At 63.8% G+C, this 15,095-nt stretch carries 11 protein-coding genes and 2 pseudogenes; 7 read left to right on the top strand and 6 right to left on the bottom strand.

The genetic code is table 11. The features are described from left to right. Nucleotides 1–331: 331 nt before the first annotated feature. The 3 genes and pseudogenes from JWN03_RS23050 to JWN03_RS23060 form a co-directional block, all read left to right on the top strand. A pseudogene (locus JWN03_RS23050) lies at nt 332–424 on the top strand (GntR family transcriptional regulator); the annotation flags it as partial. 30 nt (nt 425–454) lie between these two features. Further along, a complete protein-coding gene (locus JWN03_RS23055; protein WP_297618662.1) occupies nt 455–940 on the top strand; it encodes an FCD domain-containing protein in 486 nt (161 codons plus the stop codon). Between the two features lie 101 nt (nt 941–1,041). Continuing rightward, nucleotides 1,042–2,592, top strand: a complete 1,551-nt coding sequence (locus tag JWN03_RS23060; protein ID WP_297618665.1) for a class I adenylate-forming enzyme family protein — start codon at nt 1,042–1,044, stop codon at nt 2,590–2,592. Here the strand turns inward: JWN03_RS23060 and JWN03_RS23065 are convergent. Then, the gene (locus JWN03_RS23065) at nt 2,575–3,555 is read right to left on the bottom strand and encodes an acyl-CoA dehydrogenase family protein (RefSeq protein WP_297618668.1); all 981 of its coding nucleotides are present in this window, start codon (nt 3,553–3,555) and stop codon (nt 2,575–2,577) included. The two genes, JWN03_RS23060 and JWN03_RS23065, sit on opposite strands and share 18 nt — an antisense overlap. 77 nt (nt 3,556–3,632) lie before the next feature. Further along, a complete protein-coding gene (locus JWN03_RS23070) occupies nt 3,633–4,463 on the bottom strand; it encodes an enoyl-CoA hydratase/isomerase family protein (protein WP_297618671.1) in 831 nt (276 codons plus the stop codon). A gap of 116 nt (nt 4,464–4,579) precedes the next feature. On the opposite strand from JWN03_RS23070, the gene JWN03_RS23075 reads away from it, so the two are divergent. Beyond that, complete coding sequence (locus tag JWN03_RS23075; protein WP_297618674.1) at nt 4,580–5,308, top strand: hypothetical protein; 729 nt, start codon at nt 4,580–4,582, stop codon at nt 5,306–5,308. A 97-nt stretch (nt 5,309–5,405) separates the two neighbouring features. On the opposite strand, the gene JWN03_RS23080 is transcribed toward JWN03_RS23075, so the two are convergent. After that, nucleotides 5,406–6,596, bottom strand: coding sequence for an acetyl-CoA acetyltransferase (locus JWN03_RS23080; RefSeq protein WP_297618677.1), 1,191 nt, complete (start codon nt 6,594–6,596; stop codon nt 5,406–5,408). A 1-nt stretch (nt 6,597) separates the two neighbouring features. After that, entirely contained in the window at nt 6,598–7,992 is a 1,395-nt protein-coding gene (locus JWN03_RS23085) for an OB-fold domain-containing protein (protein WP_297618680.1), read from the bottom strand. Nucleotides 7,993–8,055: 63 nt separating this feature from the next. Between JWN03_RS23085 and JWN03_RS23090 the strand changes: the two genes are divergently transcribed. Together JWN03_RS23090 and JWN03_RS23095 are read left to right on the top strand one after the other, a co-directional pair. Next, nucleotides 8,056–9,300: a CaiB/BaiF CoA transferase family protein gene (locus JWN03_RS23090; protein WP_297618682.1), complete on the top strand. Its 1,245-nt coding sequence runs from the start codon at nt 8,056–8,058 to the stop codon at nt 9,298–9,300. A gap of 105 nt (nt 9,301–9,405) precedes the next feature. Continuing rightward, nucleotides 9,406–10,686, top strand: a complete 1,281-nt coding sequence (locus JWN03_RS23095) for an amidohydrolase family protein (RefSeq protein ID WP_297618684.1) — start codon at nt 9,406–9,408, stop codon at nt 10,684–10,686. Nucleotides 10,687–10,781: 95 nt separating this feature from the next. Here the strand turns inward: JWN03_RS23095 and JWN03_RS23100 are convergent, their stop codons facing one another. Continuing rightward, complete coding sequence (locus tag JWN03_RS23100; protein ID WP_297618686.1) at nt 10,782–12,452, bottom strand: GMC oxidoreductase; 1,671 nt, start codon at nt 12,450–12,452, stop codon at nt 10,782–10,784. Between the two features lie 1,010 nt (nt 12,453–13,462). Here JWN03_RS23100 and JWN03_RS23105 point away from each other — a divergent pair. Further along, a pseudogene (locus JWN03_RS23105) lies at nt 13,463–14,155 on the top strand (SDR family NAD(P)-dependent oxidoreductase). A gap of 4 nt (nt 14,156–14,159) precedes the next feature. Here the strand turns inward: JWN03_RS23105 and JWN03_RS23110 are convergent. Next, entirely contained in the window at nt 14,160–15,083 is a 924-nt protein-coding gene (locus tag JWN03_RS23110; RefSeq protein WP_297618688.1) for a tyrosine-protein phosphatase, read from the bottom strand. Between the last annotated feature and the right edge of the window lie 12 nt (nt 15,084–15,095).

Raw genomic sequence — 15,095 nt, forward strand, 5'->3', positions numbered from 1 at the left:
CAAATCTGATACCTACACGTATTATATAATATATAACACATACTCTTGGGCACTGCGCGACAACACGAACCGCTCCGCCACGTGGGGGTCGACGCAAACCGGGCAGGAACCAGCACGACACTCACTGCTCGCAGCCACTCATCGGCGGCGCATCGTATACTTTGTTTCTAATATGACCAGCATTGATTCACTACCGCTATAGGAGACTGTCATCGCCAGCTCGGTTTCAGCTTCAGCTCAACCGCTGCCTTTCGAGGATCATGAGACGCCCTCCGGAGGACTGTCGCGCCCGACCAGCTCACAGCAGGTCGCCGAATACATTCGGCGGCTGATCTTCGAGAACAAGCTCAAGGTCGGCGATCGTATCCGCCAAGACGAGATCGCGGCCGAACTGCGCGTCAGCCGTGTGCCCGTTCGCGAAGCGGTGATCGCCCTCGATCGCGAGGGCTGGGTGGTGATCGAACCACACCGCGGCGCCTTCGTCGTCGGACTCGATGAGAACTCGACCCGCGACCACTACGAACTCATGGGCCGCGTATACGGTTTCGGCGCTCGCCGTGCCGCGGAACGCGCGGCGCCGGAGCGGATCACCGAGCTGGGCAACCTGCATCGCCGGATTCAGGACACCGCGGATCCGGGCGAGTTCAGCCAACTCAATATGGAGTTCCTGCACCGGTTGATCCTGCTCGCCGGATCACGGCGCATCAGTGCGACCGTGCGCCTGATGGCGGTGAGCATCGTGCCCGGCAACTTCTTCGCCGAAGTCCCCGACGCCATGCGAATTCACAAGAAGGGCCTCCGTGCCATCATTCGGGCGCTCAAGGCGAACGACGGGGAGACCGCGGAGCAAGAGTTCATCAAGATGCTCCAACAGGAGGCCGAGAAGGTTGTCGCCCTCTTGATCTCGCGCGGCATCATCGAGCGGTCCGAAACAAGCTGAACCGCATCGCCTCTTTCGCGAAATAGCAAGCCCTCGACCAGAAGATTATATAATCTATAATCTGAATCGGGGGGCGGCGAGCGAAAGAGATGGACAACTCGATGGATCTACGTGGTGGCGCGGCGAACCTGGCGGAACTCTTCGAGTCCGGCGTCGCCACAGAGCCTGATCTGCCCGCCCTGGTACAGGATGGACTGTCCACCAGTTTCGGCGAATGGTGGGCCGATTCGTCGCTCGTCGCCAGCGGCCTCACCGAGTTGGGTGTGCACGCGGGCGATCTGGTCCTGCTCCTGCTCCCGTCAGGCCGGGACTTCATCACCTGCTACTTGGCCGCGCTGCGTGTGGGCGCGACCGTCAGCGCCGTCAATCCGCGCCTGGGTCCCACCGAAATCGCGCACATCGTCGATCGCTCGCGGCCATCGGTCATCGTTACCGACACCTGCGAGCGCGTCCGGGATCTCGCGCAATGCCCTGTTCGTACACCGGACAGCATCCATGGGAACCCGGGCGCGGCCCCCTCGATCGAGGGTTGGGCACCCGTCTCGCCTGACTCCGCGGCGGTCGTGGTCTGGACCACCGGGTCGACCGGCAAGCCCAAAGGCGCATGGTTCGATCACACAACTCTGGCCTTCATCGCGAACAATATGGGCCCGCTCAGCCGGCCCTACGATCGCAAACTGTTCCCCATCCCCTTCGCTCACGCGGCTTACATGACCAGGATCTACGACCAACTGCTGCATCGTTCGACGCTGGTCCTGACTCCCGCGGAATGGACAGCGGACAGTATGCTGAATGTGCTTGCGGCGGAGCGGATCACGGTGGGCCAGGGCGTGCCGACTCAATGGGAGAAACTCATCGCACTCCCCCGGCTCGCGGACACCGACCTCTCGCACCTGCGGCTGGTCTCCACCGGAGCGAGCCGAGTACCGGCCACACTGGTCGAGGCCCTGCACGAACGCCTGCGGTGTCCGGTAGTTGTCCGGTACGCGAGTACCGAGGTGCCCCTGGCGTTCGGCACTCGGGTCGGCGATCCGATGGAGACGATCACCTCGACGGTAGGCAGACCGTTGGGTGCCGCCGAGGTCGAGATCCGCGGTGGTGACGGACGCGTGCTGCCCGCGGGAGAGATCGGCCGGGTATTCCTGCGGTCTCATGCCCAGATGCGCGGCTATTGGCGCGACTCCGAACGCACGGCGGAGACGATAAGCCCTGAGGGATGGCTTGCCACCAGCGACTTGGGCCGCCTCGATACCGCGGGCAATCTTTCGATAGTCGGCCGGGCCGACGACGCCTACATTCGCGGCGGATACAACATCTACCCGTCTGAGATCGAGACTGTCCTGGCAGCGCATCCAGCGGTCGCTCGTGCGGCCGTCGTGGGCACGTCGGCTCCGGTAATCGGGGAGATCGGCGTCGCGTTCATCGTTCTCGAAGACCAACGGCACCACGCTGTCACAGAGACGGATCTGCGGACGTGGTGCCGGGATCGGATCGCCGACTACAAGGTGCCGGACAGTGTGGTGTTCGTCGAGGACCTACCGGTCAATGCGACGTACAAGGTCGATGTCGGCCGCTTGCGGGCCATGGCCGCGACGCTCACCGCCGAGCGCCGGAGGTCAGCAACCGCCGACCGGTCACTGCTCGGGCGCTGACATCGCGGCCGCCAAGCGCAAAGCGTGCTCGTCGCCGGAGCCGTAACTCGTCGCGAGCAACCAAGCGCGCTTTAGATACAGATGTGCGAGCACTTCCCAGGTGAAGCCCATCCCACCGTGCACCTGGATGCCGCATCGCCCGCCCTCGGTCGCGGCCTTGTCCGCAAGGACCTTGGCCGCCGACACGGCCGGAGCCGCGTCGAGTACGCCGGAATCGTCGGTCGCCAGTGCCGCGACGAGCACAGCCGCTCGGGCCACGTCGGTCTTCACCAGCCACTCCGCGAGCAGGTGCTTGACCGCTTGGAAGGAGCCGATTACCCGGCCGAACTGCACCCGTTCGGTCGCATATCGGACGGCGAGGTCCAGGCCACCCTGCGCCAGGCCGACCTGCAGCGCACCGGTCAGCACCGTGCCGTCCGACCGCCACCGCACCGCGTCGGCCGGCGATCCGATGCGCACCCCCCACCGGTCCGGAATCGTCACCGAGGACAGCGGCGTCAAGGGATCCAGCGGCGTATCGACCTGAGTCGCAACGCAATCCGCGGTAGGCAGCAGAAACAGGCCCGCATTGTCGACGATGACCAGATGCGTCGCTGCTTCGAAGTGCTCGGCGACGGCAACCCGATCCCTGGTGTCGACCGCGGTGACGACCGCCTTGCCCAGCCCCGCATCCGGTAGCAGGCGGGCCGCCAGCAGGGTGGCGACCAGCGGTCCCGGCACCAAAGCTTTGCCGAGCTCCTCGAAGAGGACAACGGCGTCCGGCAGCCCCAGCCCCATGCCGCCGTCTTCCTCGGGCAGCATTACGCCGAACACGCCCATATCGGCCAAGGCCACCCAATTCGCACTGTCGAGCGCGGGCGAGTTACTGGCCTCCCGCAGGCGGTCGGGTGTCCACACCTTCCGCAGGATGTCGCGCAGTGCGGCCTGCAGGCTCTGCTGGTCGGCACTCAAAGTGAGGTCCATCGAGGCTCCTTGCCCAAGTGGTACGTTCTCGATCCAACCGGCGGGCACGTTGCCGCCATATTATGGTCAATTCGCGGCTATCTGCCCCGGAACACCGGCGAACGCCGCTCGACAAATGCGCGCAGGCCTTCCTGCCCGTCGGCACTGGTCATATTGATCTCGGCCGCCCACGCCTCCTCCGCGAACGCGGTGGCCCGATCGACGTCGAGGGCGCGGTTGATCAACTGCTTTCCCAGAGCGAGCGCGATGGTAGGCCCCGAGGCCAATCGGGTAGCCCATTCCGACGCGACGTCGGTGAGCTTTTCGGCCGGTACGACCTCGCTGACCAAGCCGATCCGATGCGCCTCGGCCACCGGCACGTCGTCACCGAAGTAGATCAGCTTCTTGGCCATCTGCGGTCCGACCAGTCGGGTGAGCAGGTAGGCACCGCCTCCGTCGACGACCAGTCCTCGACGAACGAAGACCTCGACGAACTTCGCCGACTCCGCCGCGATGACCAGATCGCACGCGAACGCAAGATGGCAACCGATCCCGGCCGCGGTGCCGTTCACCGCCGCGATGACCGGCTTCTCACAATCCAGCACAGCCGAGATGAGCCGCTGGGCACCGCCGGAGATGGCTCGGGCGATCGAACCGGGAGTCCGTTCGGAACCGTTGTCAGCAGACGAATCCCCGTTGCCTGCAGCCAGATCGGCGCCGGTGCAGAAGTGTCGATCGCCGGCTCCGGTGAGTACGACCGCGCGAATGTCCGGATCGGCGGTGGCCTCCGCCATCCACGCGATCAGCTCCTCCCGCTGGCCGGCGGTAATCGCGTTCCCCGCTTTGGGGCGATTCAATGTCAGCCACAGGACGCCATTGTCGGCGTCGACATCCGCACGGAGGTCAGCCGATCGGGACTGGTCGGTCAACGACCACACCACCTCTCATTCGAGCACCCGCGATTCGACGCAGGTACTAACCATCTTAAAGATAGTATAAATTATGTAATCTACATTCAGTAGCACTCACGGAAAGCGGAGCGAAGTTGAACGACAAGGTCTACATCCACGAGTTCATCGACATCACCAAGCAGAACCGTGCGCGCTACATGCACCACATCACGGCGAACTGGAGTCCGATCGGCCAGGACGAGCGGCATCAGCTCTGCTACGGCGTGTGGGGCGTCGTCGGATCCACCGGCAGATGGCCCCAGGTGGTCAATATTTGGGAGGAGGACGGTTTCGCCGGCTTGGCCGACTCCTTCCGTATCGAACTGAACAACACCACCCTGCAGGATCCGTCGCTCGAAAAATGGTGGTCGGCCGCGGCGGACCTGCGAGCCGGTGGCGTCGACCGGCTGCTGGTACCCCACCCGGACACCCTGCCGATCGAGGAGCTGTGCGCCGCGGGCACCACCGGTGAGGTGTACGCGCACGAACTGGTCACCGTGGCGCCGGGAACCTGCCGAGACTTCCTGACGGCGGCGGTATCCGAGGCCAAACGGGCACACGATCAGTACGGATGGCAGCTCGTGGGAGCCTGGTGGACCGCCCTCGGCAATCAGGACGAATGCCTACTCCTGTGGGCGATCCCCAGCTGGGAGTCCTGGGCCGGGGTGGAGGACGATCTCCGTACCCACCGCGACGTCCTCCTCCCCGACAGCAGTGCGGCGATCCGTGGCCGGCAGCGCATCCTGCTGATGGATTCGCCGTTGAGCCCGCTCCGCACCGGCCGTCAGCCGTCCCGGGCGGACCGAACCGATTGGACCGATTAGCCGCAAGGGCTGAAACATAATCCGGAGGAAATTCAGGCCTCCGCGCACAGCGCCCGGGGGCGTCTGTGGAGGCGGAGGCGCTGGACCTCTCGATTGATCAGGCCGTGCCGAGGATGCTGACGAAGCTGACCATCTCCCCCGGATAACCGCCGAGATTGTGCGTCAGAGCGAGGGACCGGGACCCGAACGTCGATATCCGGCGCTCTTCCGGTGCTTCACCTCGCAACTGCAACCAGACCTCGAAGACCATTCGCAGACCGGTGGCGCCGACCGGATGGCCGAAGGACTTCAGACCGCCGTCCGGGTTGACCGGTAGCTCGCCGTCGAGATCGAAGGCGCCCTCCATAATTCGCTTCCAGGCGGTGCCACGGTCCGCCAGCCCGAGGTCCTCGATGAGTACGAGTTCCGTCGGCGTGAAGCAGTCGTGCACTTCCGCCATCGCCAACTCGTCGCGGGGCGACTCGATTCCCGCCTGGGCGTACGCCTGCCGGGCAGCCGCCACCACTTCCGGAAACGTGGTGTAGTCGTACTCCGGGTCCATCAGACCCGATCCGTCACCCGAAACCAGCGCCAATGCCTTGATGACGATCGGATTGTCGGTGTAGAGATGTGCGTCCTCGGCACGCACCACGATCGCGGCCGCGGCCCCGTCGGCCACACCTGCACAATCGAATACCGATAGCTGTCCGGCGACCGCGGGCATGGCGCACAACTGCTCGACCGACATTTCCTTGCGGAACTGCGCACGAGGATTACGGGCGCCGTTCGAGTGGTTCTTGGAGGCGATTCGTGCCAGCACGGTACGCATGTCCGCTTCGCTGACTCCGTACGCACCGCCGTAGGCGGGCACGACCATGGAGAACATCGCCGCGGCCGTCAGCGTGCGCTGGGTTCCGTCGTTGGGGATAGGAAAGGCGTTCAGCCCCTGATAACCCGAGTCCTTGACCTTCTCGACTCCGACGGCCATCGCGATATCGCAGGCACCGCTGGCCACCGCGTACGCCGCCTGCCGCAGTGCTTCCGACCCGGTAGCGCAGTAGTTCTCTACCCGGGTGACCGCCTTGTCCTTCAGTTGCAGCGGCCGGGACAGCGTCAAGCCGCTCATTCCCGACTGCGCGGTACCGAGCCAATAGGCGTCGACGTCCTCCTTGGTGACTCCCGCCGACTGGAATGCGGCGCCGGTGGCCTCGAGAAGCAACTCATCGACGCCCTTGTCCCAGTGCTCGCCGAAACGGGTGCACCCCATTCCGATGATGGCGACTCGATCCTTGATGCCATGTGAAGCCATTTCAATCCTCTTCTGCTATCGCATACCGCACCGGCCGGGCCTTCCAGAAATAGTTGTGCACGCCTTCGGCCGTGAACAGGCGGCGGAAGGTCATCTCGACCCGGCCACCGATCCGGAGTTCGCTCTCCTGGACATCGGTCAGTTCGACCGGCAGTCGCCCGCCGCCGTCGAAGTCGATCACCGCGAACACCACCGGCGGGCTGGGCGAGTAGGCGAGACGATCGACGGTGAAGGTGACGATCGTGCCCACCGCCGCGGCCATCGGCGCACGCGACACATCCATCGGGGATGGAGGCAGGCGCACCAGATCGTCACTGCCCACCGATCCGACGAGTCCGAACTTCCATTCGGTATTGCGCCACGCGGCCGTCGCGGACGGGCGGGCCGGTTCCGGACGACGCGGCGGCTCTACCGGAAGCATCCCGCGCCAGGCCAGGTATCTGCCGTAGGTAATAGGTGCCCCGGCCGCCATTTGATCCGCCAGAGACCGCCGGATCCGGTATGACTGCAGGGCGCCGGTCGTTCGGAACACCGCCACGTCGGCGCCGTCTGCCAGACTCAAAAGGACTACGACCCGGTCGGATTCGAGCTTCTCGAGTTCGGCTGCCAGCAGCAGTCCCGGCTGGGCAGCGCCGACATTGCCGACGCGATCCTCCAGCCGATCCGCCAGCCGATCCCCGCTGATTCCGGCGGCTCGCGCGACCGCCTGCGCCGTCCGCTGGTGTGGCCCGGCAACGATGAGCGCGGACACCGCATCCGGAGCGATACCGGCCTCGTCAAACGCCACTTTGAGGGCCTCGGTCCCCAGCGCGGTGTATCGAGCGAGGCCGAAGCGCTCTTCCCACATACTCGACGTCGCCGCGCCGAGCGGACGCCAGCGATCCAAGAACTCTTCGGTCAGCGATGTCCAGGTAAGTAGTTCGGCGAGCACCGGTCCGTCCGCATCGGATCCGACGAGCAGGGCCGCGGCGCCATCACCCCCCGATGATTCCTCCGCACCGCCCGGCAGGCCGGTACGCAGATCGGCTGCCACCACCAGTGCCGACTCGGACCCGTGCAGTCCGGCACGCAGCGCACCCATTGCCGAACGCACCGATCCGATCGCATCGAACGCGGCGGTGCCGCGGTCCAACCGGAGCGCGGCGTGCACCGCAGTGGCGTTCGTCTTGTCCAGGTAGGCAGGCTCGGTCGTCGAGAACCAGAGCGCACGAGGTCGCACCGTCCCCCCGGCCAACGCTACGCGAGCCGCTTCGACGCCCATGGTTGTGCTGTTCTCGTCGTATCCGGCAACCGTCCGTACCCCCTTGCCACCGCCGGATCCGGCTACTGCCGCGATCGCGCCTCGATCCAGACGCCAGTGGGGCAGATAGCTACCCCATCCCAGTAATCCACGCATGCGTTCATGCTAGCAAACGATTACATAAAATATGTAATGTACAAACCTGATACCCTCGGGAGCGTGACCACGGCAAATGCAACCGACAACCCGCCACCAAGCACCCCAAAACCCCTAGAGGGCGTGCGGATCCTGGCACTGGAACAGATGCAGGCGCTCCCCTACGCCACTCAACTCCTCGCCCGCCTCGGGGCGGATGTCGTCAAGATAGAGCCGCCCATGGGCGGTGACTCCGGACGCGCATCCTTGCCGGCCATGACGGACCCCAGTGGACGCCGAGTGGGAGCGACCTACCTGCGCAACAACTTCGGCAAACGCAGCATCTGCGTGGACCTCAAAAGCCCTCGTGGCGTAGAGCTGATCAAACGCCTCGCACCCGGGTTCGATGTGGTGGCAGAGAATTCGAAGCCCGGCACCATGACTCGCCTGGGCGTCGGATACGAAGACATCGCGGCGGTCCATCCAGCGGTGATCTACGCATCGGTATCCGGGTTCGGCAACACCGTCCCCACCCCGTATCGCGAGTGGCCGGCCTTCGCCCCCATCGTCGAGGCGATGTCGGGCATCTACGAGATGAAACGCGACGGTGACCACCCCCCATTCGTGGCGCCGGTCGGCGCACTCGGCGATATCGGCGCCGCGCTGTTCGCGACCATCGGAATCCAAGCGGCGCTTCGTTATCGCGACCTCACCGGCCGCGGACAGTACGTCGACATCGCGATGTACGACTCCGTGGTAGCGATGACCGATATCGTGACCAACTTCTGGTCGATGGGACTTCGGAACGGCAACCTCGGCCCGCTGATCATGAATGGATTTCGGGCCGCCGACGGCTGGTTCGTGCTCCAGGTCGGACGTGAAGCTCACTTCGCCAAGCTCGCCCAATTGATCGGGCGCCCCGAGTGGCTCACCGACCCACGGCTCGCCACTCGGCAGGGCTGGGTGGACCATCTCGAAGATATCGTGCGCCCAGCGGTGGAGCAGTGGGCTGGCGGAAAAACCAAGCTCGAAGCCTGCCGGACACTCGGGGCGGCCGGATTGGCTGCGGGTCCGTGTTTCACCGATGAAGAAGTCGTCGCGGACCCACACCTGTCGGCCCGGTCGATGCTGACGGAACTACCCCGCACCGACGGGATATCCCAGCCGATTCTGGTGCCGGGCAACCCGGTTCGATTGACCGCGATGGCCAATGACACCGAGCGACGGCCGCCGTGGCTCGGAGAACACACCACTGCCGTGCTGACCGACGAATTGAGTCTCACCGCCGACGAACTGGCCGCGCTACGGTCCGACGGAATTATCGCTTGAACCACTCACCCCAGAAAACATAGCGTCTACTATAATTAGCGCGGCAGGTGCCATCCAGCCACCAAGAGATGGGTCAGCGCTGACCCTGCAGGATCGAGGAACATCATGAAACCCGAAGACATGATCATGGTCAGCGTTGACGACCATGTTGTGGAACCACCCACCCTGTTCGACAAACACCTTCCGCAGAAGTACCGCGATCGAGCACCCGCCGTCGTCAAATTGGATAACGGAATGGATGTCTGGAAGTTCGGTGATGCGGTAATCCCGAACATCGGCCTCAACGCCGTCGCCGGTCGGCCCAAAGAGGAGTACGGCGTCGAGCCGACCACGTTCGATGAGATTCGCCCGGGCACCTACGACATCCATGAGCGCATCAAGGACATGAACTCCGGCGGCATGCTGGCCTCGATGAACTTCCCCTCCTTCCCGGGATTCAGCGGACGCCAGTTCGCGGCCGCCGGGGACAAGGACCTGGCCCTCGCCGTCCTGCGCGCCTACAACGACTGGCATATCGATGAATGGGCCGGAACGTATCCGGGCCGGATCATTCCGATGGCGCTACCGATTCTCTGGGACGCAGAACTGTGCGCCGCGGAGATCCGGCGGATCGCCAAGAAGGGCTGCCACTCGCTCACCTTCACCGAAAACCCGGCCAAACTCGGGTATCCCAGCTTCCACGACTCCTACTGGGATCCGGTGTGGAAGGCAGCGTGCGATGAGAATGTGGTCATCTCCATCCACCTCGGGTCCTCCGGCGAGCTGGTGGTCACCGCTCCGGATGCGCCGATCGACGTGATGATCACGCTACAGCCGATGAATGTGTGTCAGGCCGCCGCGGACCTCATCTGGTCTCGGGTCCCAAAGAACTTCCCCGATATCAAGTTCGCCCTGTCCGAGGGCGGCACCGGCTGGATTCCGTATTTCCTGGATCGGCTCGACCGCACCTATGACATGCACCATCTGTGGACCGGCCAGGACTTCAAGGGCAAGCTGCCCAGCGAAGTGTTCCGGGAGCACTTCCTGACCTGCTTCATCTCCGACCCGGTCGGTCTGACCCTGCGTCACCTGATCGGCATCGACAATATCGCCTGGGAATGCGATTACCCGCACTCCGACTCGTCCTGGCCCAACGCCCCGGAAGAGCTCGCGGCAGTTGCCGACGGCGTCTCCGACAGTGACCTGAATAAGATCACCTACGAGAACGCGCTCCGGTGGTATTCCTTCGACCCGTTCGCGCATCGCCCGCGCGAGAAGTGCACCGTCGGCGCCCTGCGCGCGGAGAACCCCGACCACGACATCTCGATCAAGGCGCGCGGAACCAAGCATGCCGTCGATCCGGCCGGTGTGCGAATGGACAGCGTGGTCGGCACCGCCACAGCCTGATCCTGTCCGGACACGGCATTGCCCCCTGCACCGAATCGGTGCAGGGGGCAATGCCGTGCACAGCGACCGTCCGAACAATGCGAGTTCGGCGCGGCTCAGAAGACGGATCCGACGTCCTTCTTCAAGATGTCGTCCATGCTTCGCTCGGCCAGCGCCGCGATCGTGAACGAGGGATTGCACGCGCCGGTGCTGCCCGGAATGAAGGAACCGTCGATCACGTAGAGGCCCTTCTGCCCCTGGACGCGACCGAAGTAGTCGCAGACCGCACCCATCGTCGCCCCGCCGAGAGCGTGCCAGGTCACATTGTCGGTGGCATTCTCGTCGATGACCGCGGCACCCGGCTTGTTATTGAAGATCTTGTCGACCTGGGTGCGAATCCTGGTGACCAGGTCCGAGTCGTAGGAGTCGCTCCACTGCACGATGGCGTCGTCCTGGCCGGAGTCGTATTTGAACGAACCCAGCGGTTTGACCGAGCCGTAGCCGATGATGGTCGCCATGCCAGTGGGCACGAGAATGTTCACAGTGCCGTGCACGATGGTGAACGGGCCGGCCGGGTCGTCCCAGAACTTGACACCGATGTTTGCGGGCCCACCCTGCTGTCCCCAGTCCTTTCCGAGGGCCTCATGGACCAGATAGATCCGGTCGCCGTTGGTTCCCCAGTTCTTGCCGACGGCGTCAGGCAGATTGGAGATCAGGTTCTTGTTCTTAGCCTTGACCAGCAACCGGGTGGTGCCGGCTGATCCTGCCCCGAGGAAGAGCGCATCGGCGATGAACTGCTTGTTCTCCTGAACATTTCCAGCGGTGTCGATGCGATCTGCTTTCACCAACCATTTCCCGTCCTTCGTCCGCGAAATATCACGAACGATATGTTGCGTTACTACTGCGCACTTCCCGGTATCCATCGCGGATTTGAGCCACGTGACATCGACAGTGCGTTTGCCGCCGTTATTCACGCCGTACACGATGTCACTGTTGGTGTATGCGGGTTTAGCTTTGCCGTTCAGCTCCATCCGCGCGAAATTCCAGTCGATGGGCAGCGGGATCTTCCAAGGCTGATAACCGGCGTCAGTGATGGCTTGGGCCACGACGCGACTACTTTGGTACGCATCGTTTTTCCAGAGATCATCGGGCAGCACGTTGGGCTGCAGGACCTGCGCAACACGCGGGTAGTAAATGCTGTTCATCGGCCCGTAGTCGATACCTGGAATATCGCGGGTAAAGTTGGCTTCGGAGGGCTGAATCGTCATTCCGTGATAGTTCAACGACCCGCCACCGACCGCAGCGGCACACATGATGTCGATGCCGTTGCCTTTGACGCGTTCAATGATCCCTGTGTACTTGTCGAACACCGCAGGGACGCCGCTGGTCGTGGTGTTCGACAGCCACGAGGACCGCTTGTCGGGGTTCGCGGCGTGCGAGAAGGTCTCGGCGTTCGGCCCGGTCTTCCACCATATTCCGCGTTCGATCACCAATGTCTCGATGCCGGCCTGTGCCAGCCGATTGGCTGTCACGCCGCCGCCGAAACCGCTGCCGATAATGATGGCGCGGTGGTGCTCGGGGGCAGCAGCAGTCTGAGCCCGCACCGGAGCGGCCTTGGAAATGAGGGTCACGCCGGCGGCCGCAGCGAGCGTTCCTTGCAGGAAACCTCGCCTGGAGGGGGTAGGAAGTCTTCTGTCACCAGCACTCTGTTCCCCCACAGCTTGGTTCATACTTTCAATTGTCAAAGGAAGTCCTAAGGGAGTAGAATTTTGGCTCGCTGCAGACAATTGGGTTCAACGGCATCAATGATCAGAAGTTCGGTCGGTGTTCGTGCCTTCTGCCCATTTCCGTCGCCGAGATTTCGAGGTGCTGCATACGGCGAGCAGACACGATGTTCTTTTCTCCACGCAGTCAGATCGACGGAGAATGAATCAGGATCCACTAATCGCGGGTCGAGGTCCTGGCCTGGTATACAAACGGGACATCGGAGATTGGTTTCGAACTCAGGCTAGTGACCCACCTTCCTGTCGCAGCATTGCGCATCGGTGCACATAGTAGGTGCTATTTACAGAGTGATCAACAGCGCTATGACGCCGAACAGGCATTCAGCGCGGCGTTTTATCACTGATCACATGGGTGGCGTTTATGGTGTTGAGGCGACCCGAGGGAACCGCAAGCATCGCCAGATCCGAGAAACCGGCCAGTCAGGCAGTGTCTCCGTGAAGAATTGACGGTAGGTGGCTCATGCCTGATCGAGGTGCTGTGTGCTGAGAGCCGTCAACGCGAGTGGGGGACGCGGTTGTTGTCACAGAGCAACGCCCCGTGGATTACCTTCCGCTCCGGTCCGGCCTCGAGAGAGGATCGGGCCGACTCGCGTTCAGCGAGGACTACGCGTGGTCTGGCTACAGTAGTCAAAATCGTCGTTGCGGTCGGCGCGGCGGCTTCGGCTCGATCATCGATACCTGATATAGCGGTCGACCTGCACGGATCGGTGTCCGGCCGCGACTACACCGTCGCCCGTTCTCAGCTGCTCAGAACCCCAGCGCGCTGACCGGCCGCGGCTGCGAGTCCGGATCACCCATGATTCGTTCGGTCCAATTGCTCAGCGACACAGCCTCATTCGCCGCAAATGCCGCACCATCGGGTTCGAACAACGTCCCGTCCTGGCAATATCGCGCTGGTCACCGGCGGCAACCGCGGGATCGGCCGGGAAATTTGCAGGCAGCTGGCCTGATACGGGTTCACCGTGCTGCTGACTGCGCGGTCCGACGAAGCCGGGAAGACCGCGGCCGCAGAGGTGGGGGCGATCCCGTTGCTCGATGTCACCGACAACGCCGGTGTCGTGGCGGCGGCCGAGGAAGCGGAACGCCCGCACGGTCGACTGGATGTCCTGATCAACAATGCCGCGATCACCTACGACACCTCGCAGCGCGCGCCGACCTCGGACCTGGCGGTCGTACACGAGGCGGCGGAAACCAACCTCTACGGCCCCTAGCGCATGGTCCATGCCTTCTTGCCGTTGCTGCGCAAGAGTTCCCATCCCCGCATCGTGAACGTCTCCAGCGAAGCCGCCTCCCTCACCGGTATGGGCGGCGGCACCCCCGCCTACAACACGACCAAGGTGGCGCTCAACGTGCTCACCCGCATGCTGGCCGCCGAGCTGCGCTCCGACCGCATCCTGGTCAACTCCATCTGTCCGGGCTGGGTAGCCACCGATATGGGCGCCCCCGGAGGGGCGCTCCGCCGCAGAGGGTGCGGCCGGAATCGTCTGGGCCGCAACCCTGCCCGACTCCGGCCCCACCGGAGGCTTCTTCCGCGACGGACACCCGCTGCCCTGGTGACAAGTTTTCGCAATCGCAGGCGCGGGCCGCACCGGTCGGCAAGCCGTCGATCTGCTCCGCAACCTCGGTCACAAGGTGGTCGTCGGCCTGGCCCGGTTGGCAACAGCCCGTTGATCTTCCGCCGCCCCGCGCTGGCATGCAGTAGGTAAACGGCTATCGGTTGAGCAGCTTCGCCTTCAACGCGTTCACGGTCGCGTCGTCGATATCCAGGCCCTTCGACAAGAACGCATCGAACGAACCGAAGCTCTGTTCCACCTGATCGAAGGACCCATCCAGGTAGGAGCGGTCCACTCCCAGCACCGGTTCGAACAGCGACGGGTCGGTCACCTTCCCGCTGGCGACCATGGCCTTCAACGTCGCGTCGTTCTCGACCTTCAGATTTTCATTGGAGGCCAGGTAGTCCTGGTAGATCCGCCACTTCGGGACGCCCAGCGCGCTCATGAGAATGGCGGTCATCCAGCCCGTGCGGTCCTTACCGGCGGTGCAGTGGTAGAGGATCGACCCCGACGAGTTCGCGATCATCTTGAACGCGGTGCCGAACTGCTGGCGCGCGATCGGATCGATGATCATCCAACGGTAGTAGCCGACCATGAACTGCGCAGCCTTGCCGTCACCCAGCAGCTGCTGCTGTGCGGCCGGCCCACCCTGCACTGCCTTGGCGAGGAACAGGTAGAAGTCATTGTTCGGGTCGTAGACGGGCAGCGACTCCTCCGGGATGGAGTCCGGCAGCTTGTCCGGATTTTGGCCGCGCTCAGCGGGACTGCGGAAGTCGATGGATTTGGTAATGCCCGCCGACACCAGCTTCTGCTGGTCGCCCGCGTCGAGCTTGTTCAACGCATCGGACCGGAAGACCTGCCCCGATGCGAGCTTGCCGCCAGCGCCCCAGGTCAGAAAGCCGCCGATATCACGAGCGTTGGGGGCGTTGGTCAGTTCGAGCGATTCCTCCTTCGGCGGCGACTGCAATACCGGGATGTCTATGTCTGCCAGTGCGGCGGGTGTGAGCGCTGCGGGGAATGCTGCGATGAGCGCTACGGCCAGGCCGGCCACGGTGCCGCGAACGGCGCGCGAAATCGTCATTATGGTATTCCT

Origin of the sequence: Nocardia sp. (assembly GCF_025465275.1) — a bacterium.
GTDB lineage: Bacteria > Actinomycetota > Actinomycetes > Mycobacteriales > Mycobacteriaceae > Nocardia.

Bases quoted from the DNA above. Each gene is read 5' to 3' on its own strand.
- JWN03_RS23060 (WP_297618665.1), top strand. From the start codon at position 1,042: ATGGATCTACGTGGTGGCGCGGCGAACCTGGCGGAACTCTTCGAGTCC.
- JWN03_RS23065 (WP_297618668.1), bottom strand. From the start codon at position 3,555: ATGGACCTCACTTTGAGTGCCGACCAGCAGAGCCTGCAGGCCGCACTG.
- JWN03_RS23080 (WP_297618677.1), bottom strand. From the start codon at position 6,596: ATGGCTTCACATGGCATCAAGGATCGAGTCGCCATCATCGGAATGGGG.
- JWN03_RS23085 (WP_297618680.1), bottom strand. From the start codon at position 7,992: ATGCGTGGATTACTGGGATGGGGTAGCTATCTGCCCCACTGGCGTCTG.
- JWN03_RS23095 (WP_297618684.1), top strand. From the start codon at position 9,406: ATGAAACCCGAAGACATGATCATGGTCAGCGTTGACGACCATGTTGTG.
- JWN03_RS23110 (WP_297618688.1), bottom strand. From the start codon at position 15,083: ATGACGATTTCGCGCGCCGTTCGCGGCACCGTGGCCGGCCTGGCCGTA.